Origin of the sequence: Streptomyces flavusporus (genome assembly GCF_046267975.1) — a bacterium.
GTDB classification, from domain to species: domain Bacteria; phylum Actinomycetota; class Actinomycetes; order Streptomycetales; family Streptomycetaceae; genus Streptomyces; species Streptomyces flavusporus.
Genome location: NZ_CP176503.1, coordinates 3,420,726 through 3,446,686 on the forward strand (window position 1 = coordinate 3,420,726; position 25,961 = coordinate 3,446,686).

Below are 25,961 nucleotides of genomic sequence, written 5' to 3' on the forward strand. Positions count from 1 at the left end.
GGCCAGGCTCACGCCTCGATCTCCCGCTGGATCCCTCATCCGGTCTGGGCCCGGTACCCCCCAGTAGGTACCCTGCCAGTCATGCGTGCACTTCTCGTGGTCAATCCGGCGGCAACCACCACAAGCGCACGTACGCGCGATGTCCTGATCCACGCACTCGCCAGCGAGATGAAGCTGGAGGCCGTCACCACCGAGTACCGCGGGCACGCGCGCGACCTGGGCCGGCAGGCGGCGGAGAGCGACGACATCGACCTCGTCGTGGCCCTCGGCGGCGACGGCACGGTCAACGAGGTCGTCAACGGCCTCCTGCACGCCGGCCCCGCCCCGGACCACCTCCCGGGCCTCGCCGTGGTCCCCGGCGGTTCCACCAACGTCTTCGCCCGCGCCCTGGGCCTGCCCAACGACGCCGTCGAGGCCACCGGCGCCCTGCTGGACGCCCTGCGCCAGGGCAGCGAGCGGACCGTCGGACTGGGGCTGACCTCGGGCCCGCCCGGCACCGAGGACGAGGCGGTGCCGTCCCGCTGGTTCACCTTCAACGCGGGGCTCGGCTTCGACGCGGGGGTGGTCGGGCGGGTCGAGCAACAGCGCGAGCGCGGCAAGAAGTCGACCCACGCGCTCTACGTCCGCCAGGTGATGCGCCAACTGCTGGGCGAACCCAGCCGGCGGAAGGGCACGATCACGCTCGAGCAGTCCGGCGAGGACGCCGTGACCGATCTGCTCCTGTGCATAGCGTCCAACACGGCCCCCTGGACGTTTCTCGGCAATCGCCCCATGTACGCGTCACCTAAGGCCTCGTTCGACACCGGGCTCGACGTGTTCGGCCTCAGCCGTATGTCCACGGCCGCGGTTGCCCGGTATGGCACACAGTTGCTCACTTCGTCCCCCGAGCGCGGACCCCATGGCAAGCACTCCGTGTCCCTGCACGACCTGAGTGAGTTCACCTTGCATTCGAAGGCGCCGCTGCCCCTTCAGATGGACGGCGACCACCTGGGACTGCGTACGAGCGTGACGTTCACAGGCGTACGCCGTGCACTGCGTGTGATTGTGTGAGCAGAAGGGGCTAAAGTCCTTTCACTCGAACGTTTAGACCAGGGTCCACCCCATGGAAGTACGGCTGTGACCTAGTCGACACCGAGGAATCAAAAAAAACTTTCCGGAAGGGGTTGTATCCGCCGCCGAGGTTTGCGAGTCTCTACATGGCGATCGGGACGGCCCGCAACACCAGCCTCCACAGATCACCGGAACCCCTCTTCAAATCACAGGACCACGCCAGGAAACCCGGCGGTCGGCCCTTCACTTGTTGAGGGATTCGTGAAAGCGTTCACATTCACAAGCAACCTGCACGTAATTCAAGGAGAGGTAGCAGCCATGGACTGGCGTCACAACGCCGTTTGCCGCGAGGAAGACCCCGAGCTCTTCTTCCCCATCGGCAACACCGGTCCTGCGCTGCTGCAGATCGAGGAAGCCAAGGCCGTCTGCCGTCGCTGCCCTGTTATCGAGCAGTGCCTGCAGTGGGCGCTCGAGTCCGGCCAGGACTCCGGCGTCTGGGGTGGTCTCAGCGAGGACGAGCGCCGCGCCATGAAGCGCCGCGCCGCCCGCAACCGGGCTCGTCAGGCCTCCGCCTGACACACCCACCCCGCTGACAGCCTGAGCTTGGCGGCGCGTACAGCGAGTACGCAACTCCCGCCCCCGAGCCGCAGCGCGCAGTACCCCCGATGCGCTTAGCAGCAGCAACGAGCACTGGCCTCGGACCACAAGGTCCGGGGCTTTTTGCTGTGCTGATCACGTCGTCGTGTTGATCACTTCTGCGCCCGCACCGGGATGTCCAGGATCACCTGCGTGCCGCGCTCCGGGGCCGGGACCATGTCGAAGGTCCCGCCCAACTCGCCCTCCACCAGCGTCCGTACGATCTGCAGGCCGAGGTTGCCGGAGGTGCGCGGGTCGAAGCCCTCGGGCAGGCCGACCCCGTCGTCCTGGACGGTGACCAGGAGGCGGGACTCCTTCGTCGTACCGCCGCGGACGGCCGAGACCTCGACCGTGCCGGTGTCGCCCTCGCGGAAGCCGTGCTCGAGGGCGTTCTGCAGCACCTCGGTCAGCACCATCGACAGCGGGGTCGCGACCTCGGCGTCGAGGATGCCGAAGCGGCCGGTGCGCCGGCCGGTGACCTTGCCCGGCGAGATCTCCGCGACCATGGCCAGCACCCGGTCGGCGATCTCGTCGAACTCCACGCGCTCGTCCAGGTTCTGGGAGAGCGTCTCGTGCACGATCGCGATCGAGCCGACCCGCCGCACCGCCTCTTCGAGGGCCGCGCGGCCCCGCTCGGACTCGATGCGCCGGGCTTGGAGGCGCAGCAGGGCAGCCACCGTCTGGAGGTTGTTCTTCACCCGGTGGTGGATCTCCCGGATGGTCGCGTCCTTGGTGATCAACTCCCGCTCGCGGCGCCGCAGTTCGGTGACGTCCCGGAGCAGGACCAGCGAACCGATGCGGGTGCCCTTGGGCTTGAGCGGGATCGCGCGGAACTGGATCACGCCGTCATTGGCCTCGATCTCGAACTCGCGCGGCGCCCAGCCGCTGGCCACCTTGGCGAGCGCCTCGTCCACCGGCCCGCGGGAGGGGGCGAGTTCGGCGGTCGTCCGGCCCAGGTGATGGCCGACGAGGTCGGCGGCGAGGCCCATGCGGTGGTAGGCGGAGAGGGCGTTCGGGGAGGCGTACTGGACGATGCCGTCCGCGTCGAGCCGGATCAGTCCGTCGCCCACGCGGGGCGAGGCGTCCATGTCGACCTGCTGGTTCGCGAAGGGGAAAGCACCGGCCGCGATCATCTGGGCGAGGTCCGAGGCGCTCTGGAGGTAGGTCAACTCCAGGCGGCTCGGGGTGCGGACGGTGAGGAGGTTGGTGTTGCGGGCGATGACGCCGAGGACGCGGCCGTCCCGTCGTACCGGAATCGACTCGACCCTGACCGGGACCTCCTCGCGCCACTCCGGGTCGCCCTCGCGCACAATGCGGCCCTCGTCGAGCGCGGCGTCCAGCATGGGGCGGCGGCCGCGCGGGACGAGGTGGCCGACCATGTCGTCCTGGTAGGAGGTGGGGCCGGTGTTGGGCCGCATCTGGGCGACGGAGACATAGCGGGTACCGTCGCGGGTGGGGACCCACAGGACGAGGTCGGCGAAGGAGAGGTCGGAGAGCAGCTGCCACTCCGAGACCAGCAGATGGAGCCACTCGAGGTCGGAGTCGTCGAGGGCGGTGTGCTGGCGGACCAGTTCGTTCATGGAGGGCACGTTGCGAGCGTACCTGGGGGTTTGTGCAGGTCCTAAAGCGCCCGGAATCCGCAAGGGGCTGTGAAACACCCGCGGGCCGCGGCGCCTGAGAGGGACCCTCAACCCTCCCGGCACCGCAGCCCGGAGCAACATCGGCCGCGGGGTGTGCGGTCCCGGTCGGCCGAAGATGAGGAGCCGGGGCAGTCAGGGCAGAGAGCTCCGGTCCCTCGATCCGCCTTCCTGTGCGGGGAAGACGGAGGCTCTTTCTGGTCCCCAAGCGCATGGTGGACCATTGCCCATTGTGGACTAGACCACTGTGCGTGTCCATGGAGCGGGGGCAGTTGTTGTTGAAGGCTGTGTGGTGTTGGCGCTTCGAAGCCTAACCCGCATGGCTCAGCTGCGGGGCCAGATGGCCATGGCAATTTCCGCGAGCGCTTCCGGTTCCGCCCGGCTCGCGCCGTTGCGCGCCTGTTGCGACATGCCCAGGATCATCGCGCCGGGTGGCGGGCGAGCCGTTCAGCGGGCCGCCCTCACCGGGTCTCCGTCACCTTTGCCAGGGCGCGCGGGGCGTCCGGGTCCTGGCCGCGGGCGATGGTGATCTCGTAGGCCAGGAGTTGGAGGGGGATGATCTCCAGGACCGGCTGGACCTCCTCGGCCACGCCCTCGCTGGGCAGGGCGAAGCCCACGGCGGCGCGCTCTACCTGGCTCCGGGGGCCGATGACGCACAGATCGGCGCCACGGCCGCGCAATCGGTCGAGGACGGGCTGGAGGGCCTCCCCTCCCTTGCCGTCGGTCACGACCGCGATGACCGGGGAGACGTTGTCGACCATGGCGAGGGGGCCGTGCAGCAGGTCGGCGCCGGAATAGGAGAGGGCGGGGATGTAGCTGGTCTCCATCAGCTTGAGGGCGGCCTCCTTGGCCGTGGGGTAGCCGTAGCCGCGCGAGGTGATCACCATGCGCTCGGCGAAGCGGTAGCGGGCGGCGAGGGCGCGTGCCTCGTCCTGCCGGGCGAGCAGCTGTTCGGCGAGGTCCGGCAGCACCTTCGCGGGGGCGCCCTCGCCGCCGCGCAGGCCCTCGACGAAGAGGTAGAGCGCGAGGAGGGAGGCGGTGTAGGTCTTGGTGGCGGGGAGGGCTCTCTCGGGTCCGGCCAGGATGTCGATGTGGTACTCGGAGACGCCGGCCAGCGCGGAGTCCGGGTTGTTGGTCACCGCGAGGGTGATCGCGCCCGCCTCGCGGGCGGCCCGGGTGGAGGCCACGAGGTCCGGGGAGCCACCGGACTGGCTGACGGTGACGAGGAGGACGTCGGTGAGGTCGGGGCGGGCGCCGTAGGCCGTCGTGGTGGACATCGAGCTGAGACCGCAGGGCAGGCCCAGGCGGATTTCGAGGAGGTACTTGGCGTACAGCGCGGCGTTGTCGGAGGTGCCACGGGCGGAGAGCAGTACGAAACGGGGTGTGCGGGCGGCGATCTCCCGGGCCACCTGGCGGATGGCCGGGGCGCCCTCGTCCAGGATCCGCCTGAGTACGGCCGGCTGTTGGGCCATCTCGCGGGCCATGATCCGGCCAGGGACGTCGGTGTGGGGCGCGTGGGGGTCGTGAGGGTACGGGGTCGTGGCGGTCATGGGGTCCTCCGCGTTTCGCCCTGTCGTTGTCCTGACGGCTCGGTCCTGGGCGGCTCTGTCCTGACTGCTCTCTCCTGACGTTCCCATTCCACTCCCCGGAGCCGGGCGGCGCCTGCTCAGTTCCGTCGGGTCGGCCCTGCGGCGGGGCGATGCGCGCCCCCGGGGGCGGCTGTCATGGCCGGGGCCGGCCGGTGGGCTCACACGCGCCTGGGACGGGAGGCCGAGCCCTGCTAGATTGGTCTAAACCATATGCCCTTTCGGGTGCCCTTCGCGTCCTCTCCAGATCGGCAGGCCCAGCGTGGAAGTTGTCATCGTTCCCGACGCCGAGGCGGGCGGCGAGCTGATCGCCGAGGCCATGGCGCAGCTGCTCAGGCGCAAGCCCGACGCGCTGCTCGGCGTGGCCACCGGCTCGACCCCGCTGCCCGTCTACCAGGCACTGGCGGCCAAGGTGCGCTCCGGCGCCGCCGACGTCTCGCGGGCGCGGATCGCGCAGCTCGACGAGTACGTGGGGCTGCCGGCCGAGCATCCGGAATCGTACCGCTCGGTGCTGCGACGCGAGGTGCTGGAGCCGCTCGGCATCGGGATGGACGCGTTCATGGGACCGGACGGTACGGCCGAGGACGTGCCGGGGGCCTGTGAGACGTACGACAGGGCGCTGGGCGAGGCCGGCGGGGTGGACCTCCAGCTGCTCGGGATCGGCACCGACGGGCACATCGGGTTCAACGAGCCGTGCTCGTCGCTCGCCTCGCGCACCCGGATCAAGACGCTGACCCAGCAGACCCGGATCGACAACGCCCGCTTCTTCGACGGCGACATCGACCAGGTGCCGCATCACGTCATCACACAGGGCATCGGGACGATTCTGGAGGCGCGGCACCTGGTGCTGCTCGCGACCGGCGAGGGCAAGGCGGACGCGGTCGCCGCGACGGTCGAGGGACCGGTCGCCGCGGTGTGCCCGGCCTCTGCGCTCCAGCTTCATCCGCATGCGACGGTTGTCGTCGACGAGGGGGCTGCGTCCAAGTTGAAGCTCGCCGACTATTTCCGGCACACGTATGCCAACAAGCCGGAGTGGCAGGGGATTTAGAGCGGTTTGGTCTGCTGGGTTCGGTGATTCGCGGACTGCGGGCGGTGGTGGGCTGGTCGCGCAGTTCCCCGCGCCCCTAAAAGCGTTACAGGCGCCGGTTCCCTTCCAAGGCACCGGCGCCTGTCGCGTCGTATGGGCTACGCGCCCGCGATAGCCTCCGCCGCCGCTCGGCCGCTGACGCGTGACGCGCCGTGGGTGGCGATGTGGAGGGCGCCTCGGGGAGCCGCTTGGGGGACGCCCATCTCGACCACGATCGTGTCGGGGCGTGCCGTGAGGAGGGTGTCGAGGGCAGCTGCCATCCACGGGTGGCGGTGTTCGTCGCGGACGACGGCCACGATGCGGCGGGGGCCGGCTGCCTTGAGGGCCGCGGGTCCCGCGTCCTCCCCCGCGAAGGTGCCGGCCTCGGTGCCGGGCAGCAGGGCCGCCAGTTCGGCGGTCACGCCCCAGGGGGTCTCGTCGCCGACGGCGATGTTGGCGACGGGGGTGAGGGAGGCGACATAGGGGGGCGCGGTGAGCGGGGTGAAGGGGTCCGCGCCGGTCACCTTCAGCGCGCGGCGGGCCGCACGCAGGCCCACCTCGCTGTCGGCACCGTCCGCCTTCGCGGCCGACGTCGCCGTCCACCGCGCCAGCCTGCGGACCCGTTCCGCCGCGTCCGCGAGCCGCTCCTCGGGGAGTTCACCGGCGCGCACCCCCGCCACCAGGCCGTCGCGCAACCGCCGTACCGTCTCGTCGTCGGCCAGGCCGCCGCCCACGCAGATCGCGTCGGCGCCGGCCGCGACGGCGAGGACGCTGCCGCGTTCGATGCCGTACGTGCCCGAGATGGCCTGCATTTCCATGCCGTCGGTGACGATCAGACCGTCGTAGCCGAGGTCGCGGCGCAGCAGGTCCGTCAGGACCGTGCCCGACAGGGTTGCCGGGCGGTCCGGGTCCAGGGCCGGGACCAGGATGTGGGCGCTCATCACCGCCTTCGTACCGGCGGCTATGGCGGCGCGGAACGGGGCCAGTTCGCGGTCGCCGAGCACGGTGGCGTCCGCGTCGATGCGGGGCAGGGCGTGGTGGGAGTCGACGGCCGTGTCGCCGTGGCCGGGGAAGTGCTTGGTGCAGGCGGCGACGCCGGCGGACTGCAGTCCGGTGACGTAGGCGGCGGTGTGCCGGGCGACCAGGGCAGGGTCGGCGCCGAAGGAGCGGACCCCGATGACCGGGTTGCCGGGGTTGGAGTTGACATCCGCCGACGGGGCCCAGTTGAAGTTGACCCCGCAGGCTGCCAGTCGGCGGCCGAGCTCGGCAGCCACCTGGGTCGTCAGGTCCACGTCGTCCACCGCGCCGAGGGCGTGGTTGCCGGGGAAGGAGGAGCCGGTGCGAACCTCCAGGCGGGTGACGTCGCCGCCCTCCTCGTCGATGGCGACCAGGACGTCGTCGCGTTCGGCGCGCAACTGGGCGGTCAGGACGGCGAGTTGCTCGGGTGAGGCGATGTTGCGGCCGAACAGGCCGACGGAGGCGAGGCCCTCGCCGAGGCGGCGCAGCAGCCAGTCGGGGGCCGTGGTGCCGGTGAAGCCGGGCTGGAGGACCGTCAGCGCGTCACGGGTGAGCGTGTCGGTATCGCTGGCGAATGTCGTCATGGAGGGCGTTATCCCTTCACGGCGCCGGCGGTCAGACCACTGACGGCCTTGCGCTGCAGGAAGACGAAGAGGATCAGGATCGGGATGGCGAAGAGGGACGAGGCGGCCATGGTCGCGCCCCAGTCGTCGCCGAAGACGGTCTGGAAGCTGGTGAGCCACAGCGGCAGCGTCTGCGCCTCGGCCTCCTTGTTGACGACCAGGACGAGCGGGAGCTCGTTCCAGGCGGTGATGAAGCCGAACATCGAGGTGGCCATCAGGCCGGGCGCGAGCAGCGGGAAGATGACCTTGCGGAAGGCCTGGCCGCGGGTGCAGCCGTCGACCATCGCCGACTCCTCCAGCTCCCGGGGCACTGCGGCGACGAAGCCTCGCAGCGTCAGGATGGTGAAGGGCAGGATCATCATCGTGTAGAAGAGCGTCAGCGGAACCAGGCTGTTCAGCATCGACGCGTCCCGCACGATCATGTAGATCGCGATGACCATGACTTCCCACGGCGCCATCTGCGCCATCATGAAGCCGACGATGAAGCCGCGCCGTCCCTTGAACCGCATACGGGCCAGGGCGAAGGCCCCGGCGAGCGCGATGAGCAGCGAGAAGACGACCGCGAGCACCGTGACGACCAGCGAGTTGGTGACGAACGTCCAGAAGTTGTCGGCGTCGGTCGCGGTCTTGAAGTGCTCGAAGGTGATGTCGGTCGGGAACCAGACCGGGTTGTCCGAGATGATGTCGCCGGTCGGCTTGAACGCCGTGGCGAACATCCAGTACACGGGGAAGACGAAGCCGATGAACAGGACGACGGCCGTGGCGTTGGGCCACAGGCGGCCGAAGAGCGAGCGCTTCACAGCTCGTCCTCCTCTTGCTTGAGCACGATCCGCAGGTAGTACGCGGTCAGAGCGAGCAGGATCAGGATGGTAAGGACGGCGATCGCCGCGCCCATTCCGTAGTGCTGGTTGCCGACGCCCTCGATGTAGGCGTAGACGGGCAGGGTCTCCGTGAGCCGGTCGGGGCCGCCGCCGTTGAAGGCGAAGACCTGCACGAACGCCTTGAAGACCCAGATGATCTCCAGGAACGTGGTGGCGTAGAGGAACGGGCGCAGGAACGGGAACGTGACGGTGGTGAAGCTCCGCCAGGCACCGGCCCCGTCGAGGGCGGCGGCCTCGTAGAGCTCGCCCGGGATGGTGGTGGTCGCGGCGTAGAGGTTGAGGGCGACGAAGGGGATCGACATCCAGACGATCAGCACGGTGACGACGAAGAACGTCGACATCTGGCTGCCGGTCCAGCTGTAGTCGGCCATGGAGTGCCAGCCGAGCTTGTCGAGCACCCAGTTGACGACGCCGAAGCGCTGGGCGAACAGCCACTGGTAGACGGTGGTCGCGGCGACCACGGGCATCGCCCAGGCCAGCACCAGTCCGATCATCAGCGTGACCCGCATCCGCTTGCCCAGGCGGGCGAGCAACAGGCCGATCAGGGCGCCGAAGATCATGATCAGGACGACGTTCACCGCCGTGAACAGGATCGAGCGCAGGGTGACCCGCCAGAAGTCCTCTCCGGTGAGGGTCTCCTTGTAGTTGTCGATGCCGTTCCACTCGGTGACGTGCTGGATCAGCTGCGCCATGTTGAGGTTCTGGAAGGACAGCAGTACGTCCTTCAGTAGTGGCCAGCCCAGCAGCAGCACGGTGGCCGCGCAGGCCGGCAGCAGCAACAGATACGGGGCGAGGGTGCCGCCGCGCCGCGTGGGCCTCGGGGGTGCCCCGCCGTCCGCCTTGCGGATCTCCACCGGACCGGAGGGCGGCCGTTCGGTCTGCACGGTCATGCTCGCGATCTCTCTTCTCGACCTACGTACGATCGCCGGGGCGGGGCCCGCCGCGAGGGCCAGCCTCCGCCCCGGCTGGAGCGCTCGTTACTGCTGCTGCGACAGCCGCTTGTTGAACTCGTCCTCGACCTGCGCCGCGGCCTCGGCCGGGGACTTACCGTTGAGCACGGCGGTCATGTAGGTTTTGATCGGATTGGGCGCGTTCTCGACCGCGGCCCACTCCGGGATCAGCGGCGTGGTGCCACCGCCCGCGGCGGCCGGCGCGGCGGCCTCGGCGGGGGCGTTGCCCGCCAGGTTGGACTGGAGCGACTCCTTGTTCGGGATGACGCCGTTGAGCTTGGCCAGCTGGCCCTCGTACTTGTCGCTCAGGGCGATCCTCAGGAACTCCTTGGCGAGCTCCTGCTTCTCGCTGCCCGCGGCGACCGCGAGGTTGGAGCCGCCGAGGAAGACGCCCTCGGGCTTGTCGGCCGTGTCACCGGGGATGGTGAAGTAGCCGATCTGCTCCTCGATCTTCGGGTTGGCCTCGATCGCGATGCCGGCCTCCCAGCCCATCGCGATGACGGCGCCGACGTTGCCCTTGGCGAAGACCTCGCCCTGCTGCGGGGTGGCCTCGTCCTTGTCCTTGGGCGCCTTGGAGAGGGCCTGGAACTTCTTGTACGTCTCCATGGCGGCGGCGACCTTCGGGTCGTCGAGGTTGGAGACGTACTTGTCGCCCTCCTTCTTGACCAGTTCGCCGCCCTCGCCGACCACCAGGCCGACGAAGTGGTACCAGTTCTGGCCGGGCAGGTAGATCGGCTCTGCGTCGGTCTTCTCGCCGATCGTCTTCAGGGCGTCGTAGAACTCGTCGCGGGTCTTGGGCGTCTCCTTGATGCCGGCGTCGGCCCAGACCTTCTTGTTGTACATGACGACGCGGTTGGCGAAGTACCACGGCGCCGCGTACTGCTTGTCCTCGTAGACCGAGGAGTTGTTCAGGGCCTCGGTCCAGTCGGCGCCGATCTCCGACTTGAGGTCGGCGAGGTCGGCGAGGCCGCCGGTCTTGGCGTAGGCCGGGGTCTGGGTGTTGCCGATCTCGAAGACGTCCGGCGGGTTCTCCTCGGACAGGGCGGTGGTCAGCTTCTGCTGGATGCCGTTCCACTGCTGGATCTCGAACTCGACCTTCGCCTTGGTCTTCTTCTCGAAGGCCGCGGCGACGTCCTTCTGCCACTGGTCGGGCGAGGAGCCGTCCATCACCCACACGGTGAGCGTCTGGCCCGCATAGCCGTCCGCTCCGGTCTTGCCCTCGTCGCCGTTGTCGCCCCCGCACGCCGCAATGGAGACCATCATCGCCGCGACACCGATCGCGGATATCAGCTTGCGCTTCACGCCACCCTCCTCAGGGATGCCACAAACCCCCCTCGTCCCCGCGGTGACCGATGTACCGCCCTGGGGCCGGGACCTGGACCAATGGTGTAGACCAGTACGGGGAGCTTGGCCCAGACCATATGGCGTGTCAAGGGTCTCGTGTAGGCCCCGACCAGCCGTTATGGGACCTACATATGCAGGAACCTTTAAGTAAGAACCCGTCGAAAACAGCGACTCCGCGCGGCACACTTCGGGTAGACCACTTGGACGTGGTGGACTAGACCAACGGAGGCGTCAACGGTATACAGAGGGGATCACGGAACGTGCGGGGAACCTCTCGCGCGGAGCCGTGCCACGATGTGAGCCGTGACCGACGGACGTCCGTCGTGTCGGTACAGGAGCCGGGAAGGCGGAGCATGAGCACTGACGTCAGCAGTGCGGAGAACGAGAACGGGGCGCCCGTCCGTACGGCGCGCGTGCCCAAGTACTACCGCCTGAAGAAGCACCTGCTCGACATGACGGAGACGTTGCCGCCCGGCACGCCGGTCCCGCCCGAGCGCACACTGGCCGCGGAGTTCGACACCTCCCGCACCACCGTGCGGCAGGCGTTGCAGGAGCTGGTGGTCGAGGGCCGGCTGGAGCGCATCCAGGGCAAGGGCACGTTCGTCGCCAAGCCGAAGGTGTCCCAGGCGCTGCAACTCACCTCGTACACCGAGGACATGCGCGCGCAGGGCCTGGAGCCGACCTCACAGCTGCTGGACATCGGCTACATCACCGCGGACGACACCCTCGCCGGCCTCCTCGACATCTCCGCCGGCGGACGCGTACTGCGCATCGAGCGGCTGCGTATGGCCAACGGCGAGCCGATGGCCATCGAGACGACCCACCTGAGCGCGAAGCGCTTCCCGGCGCTGCGCCGCAGCCTCGTCAAGTACACCTCCCTCTACACCGCCCTCGCCGAGGTGTACGACGTCCATCTCGCGGAGGCCGAGGAGACCATCGAGACCTCGCTGGCGACTCCGCGCGAGGCGGGGCTGCTGGGCACCGACGTGGGACTTCCGATGCTGATGCTCTCCCGCCACTCACTGGACCGGGAGGGCAAGCCCGTGGAGTGGGTGCGCTCGGTGTATCGCGGCGACCGCTACAAGTTCGTCGCGAGGTTGAAGCGTCCACAGGAGTAGCGCTCAGGGTGTAGCGCAGATCACATTCCTGCCCTACGGTCCTCCCGTCATCGCATACGACGGGAGGACGACCCGTGCGCACAGCGAACGCCCGAACCATCGTCATCTGGACCCTCGTCGCACTGGTCGGCGCCACCGGCTGGACCGTGCTGGCGCTCTCGCGCGGGGAGGAGGTCTCGGCGGCGTGGATGGTCGCCGCCGCCCTCGGCTCGTACGCGATCGCCTACCGCTTCTACGCCAAGTTCATCGCCCACAAGGTACTCAAGGTCGACAAGACCCGCGCCACCCCGGCCGAACGCCTCGACAACGGCATCGACTTCCACCCCACCGACCGCCGTGTCCTGCTCGGCCACCACTTCGCGGCGATCGCCGGCGCCGGCCCGCTCGTCGGCCCCGTGCTCGCGGCGCAGATGGGATACCTCCCCGGCACGATCTGGATCATCGTCGGCGTCATCTTCGCGGGCGCGGTGCAGGACATGGTGGTGCTGTTCTTCTCCACCCGGCGCGACGGACGGTCGCTGGGCCAGATGGCACGCGAGGAGATCGGCCCGTTCGGCGGCGCGGCCGCACTGCTCGCCGCGTTCGCCATCATGATCATCCTGCTCGGCGTGCTGGCGTTGGTCATCGTCAACGCCCTCGCGGCCTCCCCGTGGGGCACCTTCTCCATCGCGATGACCATCCCGATCGCACTGCTGATGGGCTTCTACCTGCGGGTCCTCAGGCCGGGCCGGGTCGCCGAGGTCTCCCTCATCGGCGTCGCGCTGCTGCTGCTCGCACTGGTCGCGGGCCGCTGGGTCGCCGAGTCCTCCTGGGCCGACACCTTCACCCTCGCCCCCTCCACGCTGGTGATCTGGCTGGTGGCGTACGGCTTCATCGCCTCGATCCTGCCGGTGTGGATGCTGCTCGCACCCCGCGACTATCTGTCCACCTTCATGAAGATCGGCACGATCGTGCTGCTGGCCCTCGGTGTCGTCATCGCGCTGCCGACGCTGAAGATGGACGCGGTCACCGACTTCGCCTCGCGCGGCGACGGCCCGGTCTTCGCGGGCTCACTCTTCCCGTTCGTCTTCATCACCATCGCCTGCGGTGCGCTCTCCGGCTTCCATTCGCTGATCTCCTCCGGTACGACGCCGAAGATGATCCAGAAGGAGACGCAGGTCAGGATGATCGGCTACGGCTCCATGCTGATGGAGTCGTCGGTCGCCGTGATGGCGCTGGTCGCGGCCAGCGTCATCGACCCGGGCCTGTACTTCGCGATGAACGCGCCCTCCGGGGTCATCGGCACGACGGTCGAGAACGCCTCGCAGGTGGTGGGCAGTTGGGGCTACCAGATCTCCCCGGCCGACCTCGCCAAGGCGGCGGAGAGCGTCGAGGAGTCGACCCTGCTGTCCCGCACCGGCGGTGCGCCCACCCTCGCCGTCGGCGTCTCGCAGATCTTCTCCGAGGTGACCGGCGGAGGCCTCAAGGCGTTCTGGTATCACTTCGCGATCATGTTCGAGGCGCTGTTCATCCTGACCGCACTGGACGCCGGCACCCGCGTGGGCCGCTTCATGCTGCAGGACACCCTCGGCAACATCTACCGCCCGTTCAAGAACGTCAGCTGGAAGCCGGGTCTGGTCATCACCAGCGCGATCGTCTGCGGCATGTGGGGCTACTTCCTCTGGGTGGGCGTCCACGAACCGCTCGGCGGCATCAACCAGCTGTTCCCGATCTTCGGCATCTCCAACCAGCTGCTGGCGGCGGTCGCCCTCGCCGTCTGCACCACCCTCCTGGTGAAGTCCGGCCGCCTCAAGTGGGCCTGGATCACCGGCATTCCGCTCGCCTGGGACGCCACGGTCACCCTGACCGCCAGCTGGCAGAAGGTGTTCTCCAGCGACCCGAGGGTCGGCTTCTTCAAGCAGCGTCAGGTGTTCCAGGACGCCATCGACCGGGGGGAGATCCTGCCGCCGGCCAAGACCATGGACGACATGCACACCGTCGTCACCAACTCCACGGTGGACGGCGTCCTGTCCGCCGTACTCGCCCTGCTGATCGTCGTGGTGATCGTGGACGCGACCCGGGTCTGTATCCGGCACATCCGGCGCCCCGCGCTGTCCACGCTGAGCGAGGCGCCGTACGTCGAGTCGAAGATCGTCGCGCCGGCCGGGCTGTTCCCCACCCGGGAGGAGAAGGAGGAGGAGCGCCATGCGGCCTTCGGTGCTGCTGCGCCGCGTGATTAGCGGGGTGCACTGGTACGTGCGGGAGCTGACCGACGAGTCGGCCTACGACCGCTATGTGGCGCACGCCCGCAAGGATCATCCGGAGGCGGAGGTGCCGTCCCGGCGCGAGTTCGAGCGAATGCGGACAGACCGGCAGGAAAAGGACCCAAGGCAGGGGTTCCGCTGCTGCTGAGTACCGATATCTGAACAGGGGCTTCCGGATGTGCGACACCGTGACCTACATTGCCTGCGCATTGCACCAGGTGATCAGTGAGGGGACGGAGCCGCCAGATGTCACAAGCCCCAGAAGTGAACAGAGCGGCGGTGGTGACGCCCGTGCGCGTCATCATCGCCCTCTGCCTCATAGCGCCCTTTGTGGCGATGCTGTGGGTCGGTTCGTACGCCAAGACCGACCCGGCCTTCCTCGGCATCCCGTTCTTCTACTGGTACCAGATGGCCTGGGTGGTCATCTCCACGGTCCTGACGATGATCGCGTACCAGCTGTGGCAGCGTGACCAGCGCGCCCGCAAGTCCGAGAGGGGTGCCGGGTCATGAAGGACGGCGTGAACGGCGTCGCACTCGCCGTCTTCATCCTCTTCTTCGTCGCCGTGACGGTCATGGGCTTCCTGGCCTCACGCTGGCGCAAGGCGGAGAACGAGCACAGCCTCGACGAATGGGGTCTGGGTGGCCGGTCGTTCGGCACCTGGATCACCTGGTTCCTGCTCGGCGGTGACCTCTACACCGCCTATACGTTCGTGGCGGTCCCGGCGGCGATCTACGCGGCGGGCGCGGCCGGCTTCTTCGCCGTGCCCTACACGATCCTCATCTACCCGATGATGTTCGTCTTCCTGCCACGGCTGTGGTCGGTCTCGCACAAGCACGGCTACGTCACCACCTCGGACTTCGTCCGCGGCCGCTTCGGCTCCAAGGGCCTGTCGCTGGCGGTGGCGGTGACCGGCATCCTCGCCACGATGCCGTACATCGCGCTCCAGCTGGTCGGCATCCAGGCCGTGCTGGACGTCCTGGGCGTCGGCGGCGGCGAGAACACGCACTGGTTCATCAAGGACCTGCCGCTGCTGATCGCCTTCGGTGTGCTGGCCGCCTACACGTACTCGTCGGGTCTGCGCGCGCCGGCCCTGATCGCGTTCGTGAAGGACTCGCTGATCTACCTCGTCATCGCCGTCGCGATCATCTACATCCCGATCAAGCTGGGCGGCTTCGACGACATCTTCGCCGCGGCGAGCGACAAGTACACCGAGGCGGGCGCGGGCGGGCTCGTACCGACCGACGGCTCGCAGTGGACGTACGCCACCCTGGCGCTGGGCTCGGCGCTCGCGCTGTTCATGTACCCGCACAGCGTGACGGCCGTGCTGTCCAGCCGCAGCCGGGACGTCATCCGCCGCAACTCCACGATCCTGCCGCTGTACTCGCTGATGCTCGGTCTGCTCGGTCTGCTCGGTTTCATGGCGATCGCGGCCGGCATCAAGGTGGAGAACGGCCAGCTGGCGATCCCCCAGCTCTTCGAGAACATGTTCCCGGACTGGTTCACGGGCGTCGCCTTCGCGGCGATCGGCATCGGCGCGCTGGTGCCGGCGGCGATCATGTCGATCGCGGCGGCCAACCTCTTCACCCGGAACATCTACAAGGACTTCCTGAAGCCGGACGCCACGCCCGCACAGGAGACCAAGGTCTCCAAGCTGGTGTCCCTGCTGGTGAAGGTGGGCGCGCTGATCTTCGTCCTCGGCATGGACAAGACCGTCGCGATCAACTTCCAGCTCCTGGGCGGCATCTGGATCCTGCAGACCTTCCCGGCCCTGGTCGGCGGCCTGTTCACCCGCTGGTTCCACCGCTGGGCACTGCTCGCCGGCTGGGCGGTCGGCATGATCTACGGCACGGCCGCCGCGTACGGCGTGGCCTCGCCGACGCAGAAGCACTTCGGCGGCTCGTCGGCGGAGATCCCGGGGATCGGGGAGATCGGGTACATCGGCCTGACGGCGTTCGTCCTGAACCTGGTCGTGACGGTGGTCCTCACCTTCGCCCTGAAGGCCGCCAAGGCCCCGGAGGGCATCGACGAGACGAGCCCGGAGGACTACACGGGGGAGGCGGGCGACCCCGGAGTCAAGGCGGAACTGCCGCCGGCAACGGCGGGGGCAAGCCACTGACGCAGGGGAGCTGTCCAAACTAAGGGGCGCGGGGCTGTATCGACATGCGGCTCCGCCGCGTGGGCGCGAACACCCCCACAACCCGCAGCGGGCCGCCGACATCAAGAACCACGGCGGCCCGCTGTCGTACCTGACGACATCACTCTCCTCACCTACCAGTTGACGCTCTGAAACCAGCAGGACACAACATCTGGGGGTGCTCCGCGAGCCCGGCACAAGATGTATGCTCATGCTCGCTGTCGCCGCAGGGGAATCCGGTGCGAATCCGGAACTGTCCCGCAACGGTGTACTCGTACACGTATGCCCGCATGCCGTCGTACGAGAGTCAGTCCGAGGACCTGCCGACAGTGCGCCCGGCCATCCGGCCCGGGTGCCATGACGTCCGGGCCTCGTGGAATGGGCCGGTGGACGCGACGCCGTGTGCGCTCGTGAGCTGCCCCCTGCCCTCCGCAAGGCCCCGTGCCGAGCGAGGGAGAGCCCCACGTGACCATCGCGCCAGCCGAACCGGCTTCAGCCTCAGTGCCTCCGGTCGAGAGCGACGGTCCGGGAGCCGCGCTGCTGCGGACCCTGACCGAGCTGACCGCCGACCTCCCCGACGCCGACCCCGGACGGGTCGCCGCCGCCGCGCTGCGCGGCCGGTCTGCTCGGGGGGCCTTCGACGAGGTCAACGCAGAGCTGCGCGAGCTGGCCACGGAGGCGGCCGCCGGCCTCATCTCCGAGGACCCCGCCTACTCCCGGCTGGCCGCCCGCCTGCTGACGATCAGCATCGCCGCCGAGACCGCCTCCCAGGGCGTCACGTCCTTCACCGAGTCCGTCGCCGTCGGACACCGCGAGGGCCTGATCGCCGACCGCACCGCCGAGTTCGTGCGCATCCACGCCGACCGCCTCGACGCTCTCGTCGACCCCGAAGCCGACGACCGCTTCGGCTACTTCGGCCTGCGCACCCTGCACAGCCGCTATCTCCTCCGGCACCCCCACACGCGCAAGGTCGTCGAGACGCCCCAGCACTTCCTGCTGCGCGTCGCCGCCGGCCTCGCCGAGGACGACACGCCCCGGTCCGTCGACGAAGTCGCCGCGCTCTACAGGCTCATGAGCCACCTCGACTACCTCCCGTCCTCCCCCACGCTCTTCAACTCCGGTACGCGGCACCCCCAGATGTCGTCCTGCTACCTCCTGGACTCCCCCAAGGACGAGCTGGACTCCATCTACGACCGCTACCACCAGGTCGCCCGCCTCTCCAAGCACGCCGGCGGCATCGGCATCGCGTACTCCCGCATCCGCTCCCGCGGCTCCCTGATCCGCGGCACGAACGGCCACTCCAACGGCATCGTCCCGTTCCTGAAGACCCTCGACGCCTCGGTCGCCGCGGTGAACCAGGGCGGGCGGCGCAAGGGTGCGGCGGCGGTCTACCTGGAGACCTGGCACTCCGACATCGAGGAGTTCCTGGAGCTGCGTGACAACACCGGCGAGGACGCCCGGCGCACCCACAACCTGAACCTCGCGCACTGGATCCCGGACGAGTTCATGCGCCGGGTCGACACCGACGAGCAGTGGTCGCTGTTCTCGCCGTCCGACGTGCCCGAGCTGGTCGACCTGTGGGGCGAGGAGTTCGACGCGGCGTACCGCAGGGCGGAGGCAGCAGGCCTCGCCAAGAAGACCATCCCGGCCCGTGACCTCTACGGCCGGATGATGCGCACCCTCGCGCAGACCGGCAACGGCTGGATGACCTTCAAGGACGCCGCCAACCGCACCGCCAACCAGACCGCCGAGCCGGGTCACGTGGTCCACTCCTCCAACCTCTGCACGGAGATCCTGGAGGTCACCGACGACGGGGAGACGGCGGTCTGCAACCTGGGGTCGGTCAACCTGGGCGCCTTCGCCGACCCGGCGACCGGCGGCATCGACTGGGAGCGGCTGGACGCCACCGTCCGTACCGCCGTCACCTTCCTCGACCGCGTCGTGGACATCAACTTCTACCCGACCGAGCAGGCGGGCCGGTCCAACGCCAAGTGGCGTCCGGTCGGCCTCGGCGCGATGGGCCTGCAGGACGTCTTCTTCAAGCTGCGCCTGCCCTTCGACTCACCCGAGGCCAAGGCCCTTTCCACCCGCATCGCCGAGCGCATCATGCTCGCCGCGTACGAGGCCTCCGCCGACCTCGCCGAGCGCAACGGCCCGCTGCCGGCCTGGCAGAAGACCCGTACCGCGAAGGGTGTTCTGCACCCCGACCACTACGGCGTCGAGCCGGCCTGGCCGGAGCGCTGGGCGGCGCTGCGGGCGCGTATCGCCGAAACGGGCATGCGCAACTCCCTGCTCCTGGCCATCGCGCCGACCGCCACGATCGCCTCGATCGCCGGTGTGTACGAATGTATCGAGCCGCAGGTGTCGAACCTCTTCAAGCGCGAGACGCTGTCCGGCGAGTTCCTCCAGGTCAACTCGTACCTGGTGCAGGACCTCAAGGACCTCGGCGTCTGGGACGCCCGCACCCGTGAGGCGCTGCGTGAGGCGAACGGCTCGGTGCAGGACTTCGCCTGGATCCCCGAGGACGTACGGCGGCTCTACCGCACGGCGTGGGAGATCCCGCAGCGCGGCCTGATCGACATGGCGGCCGCCCGCACGCCGTTCCTGGACCAGTCCCAGTCGCTGAACCTGTTCATGGAGACGCCGACCATCGGCAAGCTCTCCTCGATGTACGCGTACGCCTGGAAGCAGGGCCTGAAGACCACGTACTACCTCCGCTCCCGCCCGGCGACCCGCATCGCCCGCGCGGCGCAAGCCACCACCCCCGTACAGCAGCCGGTCCCCGACGAGGCGGTCGCCTGCTCCCTGGAAAACCCCGAGTCCTGCGAGGCCTGTCAGTGATGTCCACCCGTAACCAGAATCTCCTCGACCCGGGCTTCGAGCTGACCCTGCGCCCCATGCGCTACCCGGACTTCTACGAGCGCTACCGGGACGCCATCAAGAACACCTGGACCGTGGAGGAGGTCGACCTCCATTCGGATGTGTCAGATCTCGCCAAACTGTCACATGGTGAGCAGCACCTGATCGGCCGTCTGGTCGCCTTCTTCGCGACGGGCGACTCGATCGTGGCCAACAACCTGGTGCTGACGCTCTACAAGCACATCAACTCCCCCGAGGCCCGGCTGTACCTGAGCCGTCAGCTCTTCGAGGAGGCCGTCCACGTCCAGTTCTACTTGACGCTGCTGGACACCTACCTCCCCGACCCGGAGGACCGCGCGGCGGCCTTCGCGGCGGTCGAGAACATCCCCTCCATCCGCGAGAAGGCCGAGTTCTGCTTCAAGTGGATGGACTCGGTGGAGTCGATCGACCGTCTGGAGACACAGGCCGACCGTCGCCGCTTCCTGCTCAACCTGATCTGCTTCGCCGCGTGCATCGAGGGCCTGTTCTTCTACGGCGCCTTCGCATACGTCTACTGGTTCCGCAGCCGGGGCCTGCTGCACGGCCTGGCCACCGGCACCAACTGGGTGTTCCGTGACGAGACGATGCACATGAGCTTCGCCTTCGACGTCGTGGACACCGTCCGCAAGGAGGAGCCGGAGCTGTTCGACGACGCGCTCCAGCAGCAGGTCACCGACATGCTGCGGGAGGCCGTCGAGGCCGAGCTGCAGTTCGCGCGCGACCTGTGCGGTGACGGCCTCCCGGGCATGAACACCGACTCGATGCGGCAGTACCTCGAGTGCGTCGCCGACCAGCGCCTCACGCGCCTCGGCTTCGCCCCGGTGTACGGCTCCGAGAACCCCTTCTCCTTCATGGAGCTGCAGGGGGTTCAGGAGCTCACCAACTTCTTCGAGCGGCGTCCCTCGGCGTACCAGGTGGCGGTGGAGGGCACCGTCGACCTGGACGAGGACTTCTGATCCTCCTTCTCCCTGTGGTGGTCCTGGGCCTCCCTGAGCTGTCGGTCGACGCGCCGGTCGTGGGCGATGCCGATCAGTGAGGGGAGGACCATGATCGCGAAGAGTGCGAGGACGGCCAGCATTCCGATCAGGGCTTCGATCTGGTTCGTGTTCATGGACACCACTGTCGCGCCGGATACTCCTTACCAACAGTGGCAGGTCTGCCGTAGACCATCGAATTACTGCCACTCCTGAGGCACACTGGGGGCATGCTGCAGAACGTGGCCGCCGTCCTCGTCGACGGCGTGAACCCCTTCGAACTCGGCGTCATCTGCGAGGTCTTCGGTATCGACCGCAGCGACGACGGACTGCCCGTGTACGACTTCGCGGTCGCCTCGGCCGAGGGGCCGGTGCTGCACTCCAACGCCGGCTTCTCGATGCAGGTCGAGCACGGGCTGGAGCGTCTGGAGACGGCCGACCTGATCGCCGTACCGGCCGGTGCGTGCTACGAGTCCAGGAGCTTCCCGCCCGAGCTGCTCGACGCCCTGAGCCGGGCCGTGGACCGGGGTGCGCGGGTGCTGAGCGTGTGCTCCGGCGTCTTCGTACTGGGCGCCGCGGGGCTGCTGGACGAGCGGCGCTGTGCTGTGCACTGGCGGCACGCGGCCGAGCTGTCCCTGCAGTATCCGCGGGCGATCGTCGAACCGGACGTGCTCTACGTCGACGAGGACCCGGTGATCACCTCGGCCGGCACCGCCGCCGGCATCGACGCCTGTCTGCACATCGTGCGCAAGGAGCAGGGTCCGGAGGTCGCCAACCGGATCGCTCGGCGGATGGTCGTGCCGCCGCACCGCGACGGGGGCCAGGCCCAGTACATCGAGCGGCCGCTGCCCGCCTCCGAGTGCGACACGGTCGCCGAGGTGCTGGTGTGGATGGAGCGCAACCTCGACCAGGAGGTGACCGTCGAGCAGCTCGCCGCCCGCGCCCTGATGTCCCCGCGCACCTTCGCCCGCCGCTTCCAGCAGGAGACGGGGACGACTCCGTACCGCTGGATCCTGCGCCAACGGGTGCTGCTGGCCCAGCGGTTGCTGGAGGCGACGGACGAGACGGTGGACGCGATCGCGGGCCGCACGGGGTTCGGGAACGCGGCCGCGCTGCGCCATCAGTTCGTACGGGCGCTGGGGACGACCCCGAACGCCTACCGGCGCACGTTCAGAGGGCCCGAGGCCGCCTGAACGCGCGCCCGGCCGTCACCTCGGCACCGGCCTGAGCAGCAGCTTGTGCGGGCGCAGCGTGATGCCCACCCGGGTAGTGTCGTTGGACCCGGCCACCTGCTCGAAGCGGTACCTGGTCGCCACCGCCGCCGTGATCAGCGACAGCTGGGCCATCGAGAAGTGGTCGCTCGGGCACTTGCGGTTGCCCACGCTGAACGGGCTCATGGCGTATTTCGGCACGTCCTTGACGCGTTCCGGAAGCCACCGGTCGGGGTCGAACTTCAGGTTGTCCGCATACGAACGCGGATCGCGCTGGATCGCATACGGGCTGTAGATGATGTCCGCCCCGGCCGGAATGCGATAGCCGCCGAGTTCCGTGTCGGTGACCGCGCGGCGCGTCAGTATCCATACGGCCGGACGCAAACGCATCGCCTCGACGACGACATTGTTCGTGTGCGTGAGCCCCCGGACGTCCTCGAATGCGACGGGCCGCCCGCCGGTCACGGATTCAACTTCGTCCCGGACCTTGTCCGCGTGTTCCGGATGCTCGGCGAGCACCTGGAGCAGCCACATGATCGTGGATGCCACCGTTTCGCTTCCGGGAGTGAGTATCGCGACGACCTGGTCGTGGATCTCCTGTTCCCCGATGGGGTCGCCATTGTCGTCCTTCGCCTCCAGCAACGCCGTCAGCAAATCGTCCGGCTTTTGACCGGATGCCCGACGCTCGGCCACGATCTCGTCGACCAGGAGATGCAAATCGGCCAGCGCCCGGTTGAATTCCCGGTTGGCGGGGAGCGGCAGTTTGTACAGCGGTCCGAGCGGGATGACCATGCGTTGGTACATACCGCGGAACACGGTGGCGAGCGCGACGCACAGCCGCTCGGCCCGCTCGTCCATGTACTCGCCGCGCAGCAGGCACCGGGCCGCGATGCGCACGGCGACCCGGAAGGACTCGGATGTGCAGTCGATGGTCTCGCCGGGCTTCCAGCGCTCGGTCAGCGCATGCGCCTCCTCCTCCATGATCGGCCCGTACGCCGGGATGGCGTCGAGCCGGAAGGCGGGCTGGATGGTGCGCCGCTGGCGCCGGTGGGTGGGCCCGTTGGCGGTGGCCACGCCCTCCTTGCCGAGCAGGCCTTCCAGGGACTCCCACAGCGGGCCGTCGATCTTGTAGTCGGGGCTCAGCGCCAGGGCTCCGGTGAGGGCCGGGGTGGTGACGGCGTACACCGTCTTCGGGCCGAGCTTCAGCCGGACGACGTCGCCGTCGTCGCGCAGCCGGGACATGAAGGCCAGCGGGTCGCGGACCAGCTTCCAGCCGTGGCCGAGGAGCGGGACACCGCCGCCCGCGAGGGGCGGTTCGCGCAGTTCCGACGCGCGTGCCGGGGCGTCGGGCTTCACAGACTCGACGGTCATTTCTCACCTGCCGCTTCGTTGTTGACGTACGGGGGCGTGGACCGGTCGTCCCAGCTGTCGACCATGTAACGGCCGGATTCGTGGTGGAACCAGTAGACGGAACTGAACCAGTTCCGCATATTCGCGAGGCAGGCGCGCACGGCAATGCTCAGTTCCTTGCCGCGCAGCGTTCCGTCGTCGAGGCCGTCGGCGAACCGCACGGCCTCCCGTTCGGCGGCGAGGAATTCGGTGATGCATTCCTCGACCCGCCGCCGCACTTCCATCACCGCCTCTTCCAGCGTCAGCCCCTCATGGGTGATGAGACTGATTCCGAGATTGTGGACCTCATCGCCCGCGATTTCCTTGGGCAGCGAACAGAGGTCGTTGTACCAGGCGGCGAATTCCTGACTCAGCAGCGCCACCCTCCGATATGCCGGGTGTTTCCGCACGCCGTCCGGGAGTTCCTGTCCGGCGCTCGGCTCCAGCAGGTCGGTCCAGATCCAGTGCGCGAACGTGAGCCGGCGCAGCGCGAGATACTCCTCGACCGTGGGCACGATTCCCTCGGTGCGGTTGCGGAATTCCCGGTCGTACGCCTCGATCACCTCGTGGAAGTGCCGGGCGAACCGCTCGTTCCAGGTGTGGGGCAGGAACGAGTACAGCCGCAGCACACTGTCCGCGAGTCCCGCGACCACGGGATCCTCGTGGTGCAGATGGTTCCGGGGAGAATCGAGCGCCTCGTGCAAGCGGCCGCGCAGCCGACGCCAGGCCGCCGGCCGGCGGTGGACGATGTCACGGTCGTGGCGGTCGTCCCAGACGAAGAACCACGCGCTGTAGTCCGCTATCGCCTGGAGCACCTCGTCCGGGGCACCCAGGTAGTACCCCGCCATGAGATCGGTGTAGCACAGGCCGTCGGCATATTCCTCAACCTTGTCCGCCGGCATGAGCCGTTTTTCCAGGAGCCAGGTGCGGGTCTTCTCCTGGAGCCTGGGCCAATACGGGTGCAATTGCCTGGGAAACGCCGCCTCGATCATCGGGAGAGACAGCGACGGTGGGATGGCGATCGCTGTTGCGGTCGATGTGGTGCTGTGTGGGAAAGCAGGCACGAACAAACCCCTCTCAGCCGCCAGTTGGGCACGCCCCTCCCGCTGTGCCGGGCGTGCGCCGTTGCGTATCCCCGCACTTCCATTCAGCACTACAACTGACCGTTCTGGGAACGGATTTGCTTCATTCACCATCCCACAGTGCCGAAATTCCCCTCTCCGCTGACTGATTTTGGATCACCGACAGACCACATGCGATCGAACGTGCGACGGACAGACGAACGGCGCCTGATCGGGGAGGGAACCCTGATCAGACGCCGTGCGCAGAAGAGTGGTGAGGTCGGTCAGCCGTTCGCGACCACGGGATAGCGGGGCTCGTTCTCGGCCATCTGCCGCAGCGCGTCCTTGCGTTCGCGCTTGGAGAGCCGGTCGATGTAGAGGTACCCGTACAGGTGGTCCGTCTCGTGCTGCAAACACCGAGCAAAGTAGCCGGTGCCGCGCACCTTGATCGGGTTGCCCCGCTCGTCCTGCCCGGTCACCTCGGCGTAGTCCGGCCGCGCGAGCGGCGCGTACGCGGTGGGCACCGACAGACAGCCCTCGTTGCTGTCGTCCAGCCGGCGCTTCTCGGCGGGCAGCTCCACCAGCTTGGGGTTGCACACGACGCCGACGTGCCGGACGCCCGCGTCGTCCTGGCAGTCGTAGACGAAGACCTTCAGATCGACGCCGATCTGGTTGGCGGCGAGGCCCACGCCCTCGGCGGTGCGCTGGCTGGCGAACATGTCGTCGACCAGCTTCAGCAGTTCGTCATCGAAGGTGGTGACGTCCTTGCACTCCTTGTGCAGGACCGGGTTGCCCACGACCGTGATGGGGCGCGAGGTGCCGCGCGCGCGGTATGCCTGCTCGCGCTCCTCGCAGTCCTCCGTGTCGATGACGAAGCCCTCGTCGTCCACGGGGAGCACGCCCGCGTGCTGCTGATCGGTGTCCTGCTGCGCCATGACCGACGTACGCCTTCCTCGGAAAATCAGGGTGTGATGCTGATACAGGGTACGGGGACTGCTCAGCAGACCTCTTCCAGATCCCGCCAGTCCCTGGAGTCCGGGCTGTCCGCAACCCACCCGTCCAGCAGCCCTCTCACCAGCGCAGCCGGCGCAGCCACCCCGCACTCGCGCTCGGGCACCCACAGCTGCCCGTCCGTGCGATGGCCCAACGGTCCCGGATGACCGGGCTCGCTGTGATCGTGCGGATCCAGGTGCTCCCCGTCCCCCTCGTCCGCCGGCATCCGCGACTCCGAGCACAGCCGGCACAGCAGCCGCACGGACGACGACCAGTCCTCCGCGGCGAACCCGGCGTCGGCCGCCAGCTGCTCCAGGGCGTCCCGGTCGGCCTCGGTGTCAGCCTCCAGGAGAACCACCCAGGTCGGCACCGGCGAGGGCGCCCACAGCTCGATCTCGTCGAAGACCGGATAGGAGTGCCCCGCGGCAGTCGTCCGCTCTCCGTGCGGCACGCCGTCGTGCAGTACGACCTCGCCCCAGCGCCGCCCGGAGGACGGCAGTGGAATGGACTGCACCTCGATCCGCGCGGGATCCAGCCGCTGCCCCCACACCACCTCGGCCTCACCCTCCGGCGACAGCCGTACGGCCGCGCTGCCGAGGTCCATGCCGACGGGCTCGCCGGACGCCGTGGCGCCGCCGGGCACATGCAGCCCGTAGGCCTGCCAGGCGCGCCGGGCCAGCGGCCAGTCCTGCAGGGCGGTGGCGGCGATGCCGACGTTCCACCAGTCGGGTGCGCCGGTCTCCCGGTCGAGCAGGGCCACGGCCCTGAGGCCCGCCGCCCTGGCCTGCTCCCAGTCGTGCCGGAACTTGTGCAGCAGGGCGAGGTTGAACCAGGACTCCGACAGCCAGGGCTCCAGGTCGGCGGCCCGGGTCAGCAGCGCGCCCGCGTCCTCGTACCGGCCGTCCCCGATCAGCGTGAACGCGCGGTCGGTGGCCTGCCGCCAGGAGGCGGAGGGCCGGTGCCGTCCCTTGCCGAAGATCCTCACGATTCCCGCCTGCCAGTTCCGTTCGGTGGGCTGGCCTGTGCCCCCGGACACCCTTCCCTTCGCATCCAACCACGTGCGGCTGGAAGGACGCTCATTACCCATGGGTTACCCCGTCGAAGGCGGGGTCAGACCATCCCGCCCGTCGCCCGCCACCACCCTGCCTG

Annotated in this window: 22 protein-coding genes, 1 pseudogene and 1 riboswitch; of the genes and pseudogenes, 11 read left to right on the top strand and 12 right to left on the bottom strand. The window is 68.7% G+C overall.

From position 1 onward, the window contains the following. Positions 1-81 precede the first annotated feature (81 nt). Complete coding sequence (locus tag ACKTSN_RS16115) at positions 82-1,050, top strand: diacylglycerol/lipid kinase family protein (RefSeq protein WP_409469777.1); 969 nt, start codon at positions 82-84, stop codon at positions 1,048-1,050. 318 nt (positions 1,051-1,368) lie between these two features. Continuing rightward, positions 1,369-1,626, top strand: a complete 258-nt coding sequence (locus ACKTSN_RS16120; RefSeq protein ID WP_003992873.1) for a WhiB family transcriptional regulator — start codon at positions 1,369-1,371, stop codon at positions 1,624-1,626. Between the two features lie 173 nt (positions 1,627-1,799). Here the strand turns inward: ACKTSN_RS16120 and ACKTSN_RS16125 are convergent, their stop codons facing one another. The 3 genes and pseudogenes from ACKTSN_RS16125 to ACKTSN_RS16135 form a co-directional block, all read right to left on the bottom strand. Continuing rightward, on the bottom strand, positions 1,800-3,266 hold the full coding sequence (locus ACKTSN_RS16125) for a sensor histidine kinase (protein ID WP_385513372.1): 1,467 nt from the start codon (positions 3,264-3,266) through the stop codon (positions 1,800-1,802). A gap of 381 nt (positions 3,267-3,647) precedes the next feature. Then, a pseudogene (locus ACKTSN_RS16130) lies at positions 3,648-3,752 on the bottom strand (TetR/AcrR family transcriptional regulator); the annotation flags it as partial. A 32-nt stretch (positions 3,753-3,784) separates the two neighbouring features. After that, positions 3,785-4,873, bottom strand: coding sequence for an SIS domain-containing protein (locus tag ACKTSN_RS16135; protein ID WP_409469778.1), 1,089 nt, complete (start codon positions 4,871-4,873; stop codon positions 3,785-3,787). Positions 4,874-5,171: 298 nt separating this feature from the next. Between ACKTSN_RS16135 and nagB the strand changes: the two genes are divergently transcribed. Further along, positions 5,172-5,957 carry a glucosamine-6-phosphate deaminase gene (nagB, locus tag ACKTSN_RS16140; RefSeq protein ID WP_409469779.1) on the top strand — a complete coding sequence of 262 codons (786 nt, stop codon included), beginning with the start codon at positions 5,172-5,174 and terminating at the stop codon, positions 5,955-5,957. A 137-nt stretch (positions 5,958-6,094) separates the two neighbouring features. On the opposite strand, the gene ACKTSN_RS16145 is transcribed toward nagB, so the two are convergent. From ACKTSN_RS16145 to ACKTSN_RS16160, 4 genes are all read right to left on the bottom strand, one after another. Next, on the bottom strand, positions 6,095-7,576 hold the full coding sequence (locus tag ACKTSN_RS16145; protein WP_409469780.1) for a glycoside hydrolase family 3 protein: 1,482 nt from the start codon (positions 7,574-7,576) through the stop codon (positions 6,095-6,097). Positions 7,577-7,584: 8 nt separating this feature from the next. After that, positions 7,585-8,415, bottom strand: a complete 831-nt coding sequence (locus ACKTSN_RS16150; RefSeq protein WP_409469781.1) for a carbohydrate ABC transporter permease — start codon at positions 8,413-8,415, stop codon at positions 7,585-7,587. Further along, complete coding sequence (locus tag ACKTSN_RS16155; RefSeq protein WP_409469782.1) at positions 8,412-9,386, bottom strand: carbohydrate ABC transporter permease; 975 nt, start codon at positions 9,384-9,386, stop codon at positions 8,412-8,414. The genes ACKTSN_RS16150 and ACKTSN_RS16155 overlap by 4 nt, the downstream gene beginning before the upstream one ends. A gap of 87 nt (positions 9,387-9,473) precedes the next feature. Further along, positions 9,474-10,748, bottom strand: coding sequence for an extracellular solute-binding protein (locus ACKTSN_RS16160; protein ID WP_409469783.1), 1,275 nt, complete (start codon positions 10,746-10,748; stop codon positions 9,474-9,476). A 395-nt stretch (positions 10,749-11,143) separates the two neighbouring features. Between ACKTSN_RS16160 and ACKTSN_RS16165 the strand changes: the two genes are divergently transcribed. From ACKTSN_RS16165 to ACKTSN_RS16195, 7 genes are all read left to right on the top strand, one after another. Continuing rightward, positions 11,144-11,908, top strand: coding sequence for a GntR family transcriptional regulator (locus ACKTSN_RS16165; protein ID WP_409469784.1), 765 nt, complete (start codon positions 11,144-11,146; stop codon positions 11,906-11,908). Between the two features lie 74 nt (positions 11,909-11,982). After that, entirely contained in the window at positions 11,983-14,127 is a 2,145-nt protein-coding gene (locus tag ACKTSN_RS16170; protein WP_409469785.1) for a carbon starvation CstA family protein, read from the top strand. Then, entirely contained in the window at positions 14,093-14,299 is a 207-nt protein-coding gene (locus ACKTSN_RS16175; protein WP_409469786.1) for a YbdD/YjiX family protein, read from the top strand. The genes ACKTSN_RS16170 and ACKTSN_RS16175 overlap by 35 nt, the downstream gene beginning before the upstream one ends. A gap of 98 nt (positions 14,300-14,397) precedes the next feature. Next, positions 14,398-14,661: a DUF3311 domain-containing protein gene (locus ACKTSN_RS16180; protein ID WP_409469787.1), complete on the top strand. Its 264-nt coding sequence runs from the start codon at positions 14,398-14,400 to the stop codon at positions 14,659-14,661. Continuing rightward, the gene (mctP, locus tag ACKTSN_RS16185) at positions 14,658-16,268 is read left to right on the top strand and encodes a monocarboxylate uptake permease MctP (RefSeq protein WP_409469788.1); all 1,611 of its coding nucleotides are present in this window, start codon (positions 14,658-14,660) and stop codon (positions 16,266-16,268) included. Before ACKTSN_RS16180 ends, mctP begins: the two co-directional genes overlap by 4 nt. Before the next feature lie 223 nt (positions 16,269-16,491). Next, positions 16,492-16,628: riboswitch (cobalamin riboswitch) on the top strand. A 123-nt stretch (positions 16,629-16,751) separates the two neighbouring features. Beyond that, the gene (locus tag ACKTSN_RS16190; protein ID WP_409469789.1) at positions 16,752-19,127 is read left to right on the top strand and encodes a ribonucleoside-diphosphate reductase subunit alpha; all 2,376 of its coding nucleotides are present in this window, start codon (positions 16,752-16,754) and stop codon (positions 19,125-19,127) included. Further along, entirely contained in the window at positions 19,127-20,140 is a 1,014-nt protein-coding gene (locus tag ACKTSN_RS16195; RefSeq protein ID WP_409469790.1) for a ribonucleotide-diphosphate reductase subunit beta, read from the top strand. The genes ACKTSN_RS16190 and ACKTSN_RS16195 overlap by 1 nt, the downstream gene beginning before the upstream one ends. Here the strand turns inward: ACKTSN_RS16195 and ACKTSN_RS16200 are convergent. Continuing rightward, positions 20,053-20,295: a hypothetical protein gene (locus tag ACKTSN_RS16200; RefSeq protein WP_409469791.1), complete on the bottom strand. Its 243-nt coding sequence runs from the start codon at positions 20,293-20,295 to the stop codon at positions 20,053-20,055. The genes ACKTSN_RS16195 and ACKTSN_RS16200 overlap by 88 nt on opposite strands. 93 nt (positions 20,296-20,388) lie before the next feature. On the opposite strand from ACKTSN_RS16200, the gene ACKTSN_RS16205 reads away from it, so the two are divergent. Next, positions 20,389-21,351: a GlxA family transcriptional regulator gene (locus tag ACKTSN_RS16205; RefSeq protein WP_409469792.1), complete on the top strand. Its 963-nt coding sequence runs from the start codon at positions 20,389-20,391 to the stop codon at positions 21,349-21,351. A gap of 15 nt (positions 21,352-21,366) precedes the next feature. Here the strand turns inward: ACKTSN_RS16205 and ACKTSN_RS16210 are convergent, their stop codons facing one another. The 4 genes from ACKTSN_RS16210 to ACKTSN_RS16225 form a co-directional block, all read right to left on the bottom strand. Then, entirely contained in the window at positions 21,367-22,740 is a 1,374-nt protein-coding gene (locus tag ACKTSN_RS16210) for a cytochrome P450 (RefSeq protein WP_409469793.1), read from the bottom strand. Next, entirely contained in the window at positions 22,737-23,822 is a 1,086-nt protein-coding gene (gene cyc1, locus ACKTSN_RS16215; RefSeq protein WP_409474841.1) for an epi-isozizaene synthase, read from the bottom strand. Before cyc1 ends, ACKTSN_RS16210 begins: the two co-directional genes overlap by 4 nt. Positions 23,823-24,103: 281 nt before the next feature. Further along, positions 24,104-24,754: a peptide deformylase gene (gene def, locus ACKTSN_RS16220; protein WP_385513388.1), complete on the bottom strand. Its 651-nt coding sequence runs from the start codon at positions 24,752-24,754 to the stop codon at positions 24,104-24,106. Between the two features lie 62 nt (positions 24,755-24,816). Further along, positions 24,817-25,797, bottom strand: coding sequence for a tetratricopeptide repeat protein (locus ACKTSN_RS16225; protein ID WP_409474842.1), 981 nt, complete (start codon positions 25,795-25,797; stop codon positions 24,817-24,819). Between the last annotated feature and the right edge of the window lie 164 nt (positions 25,798-25,961).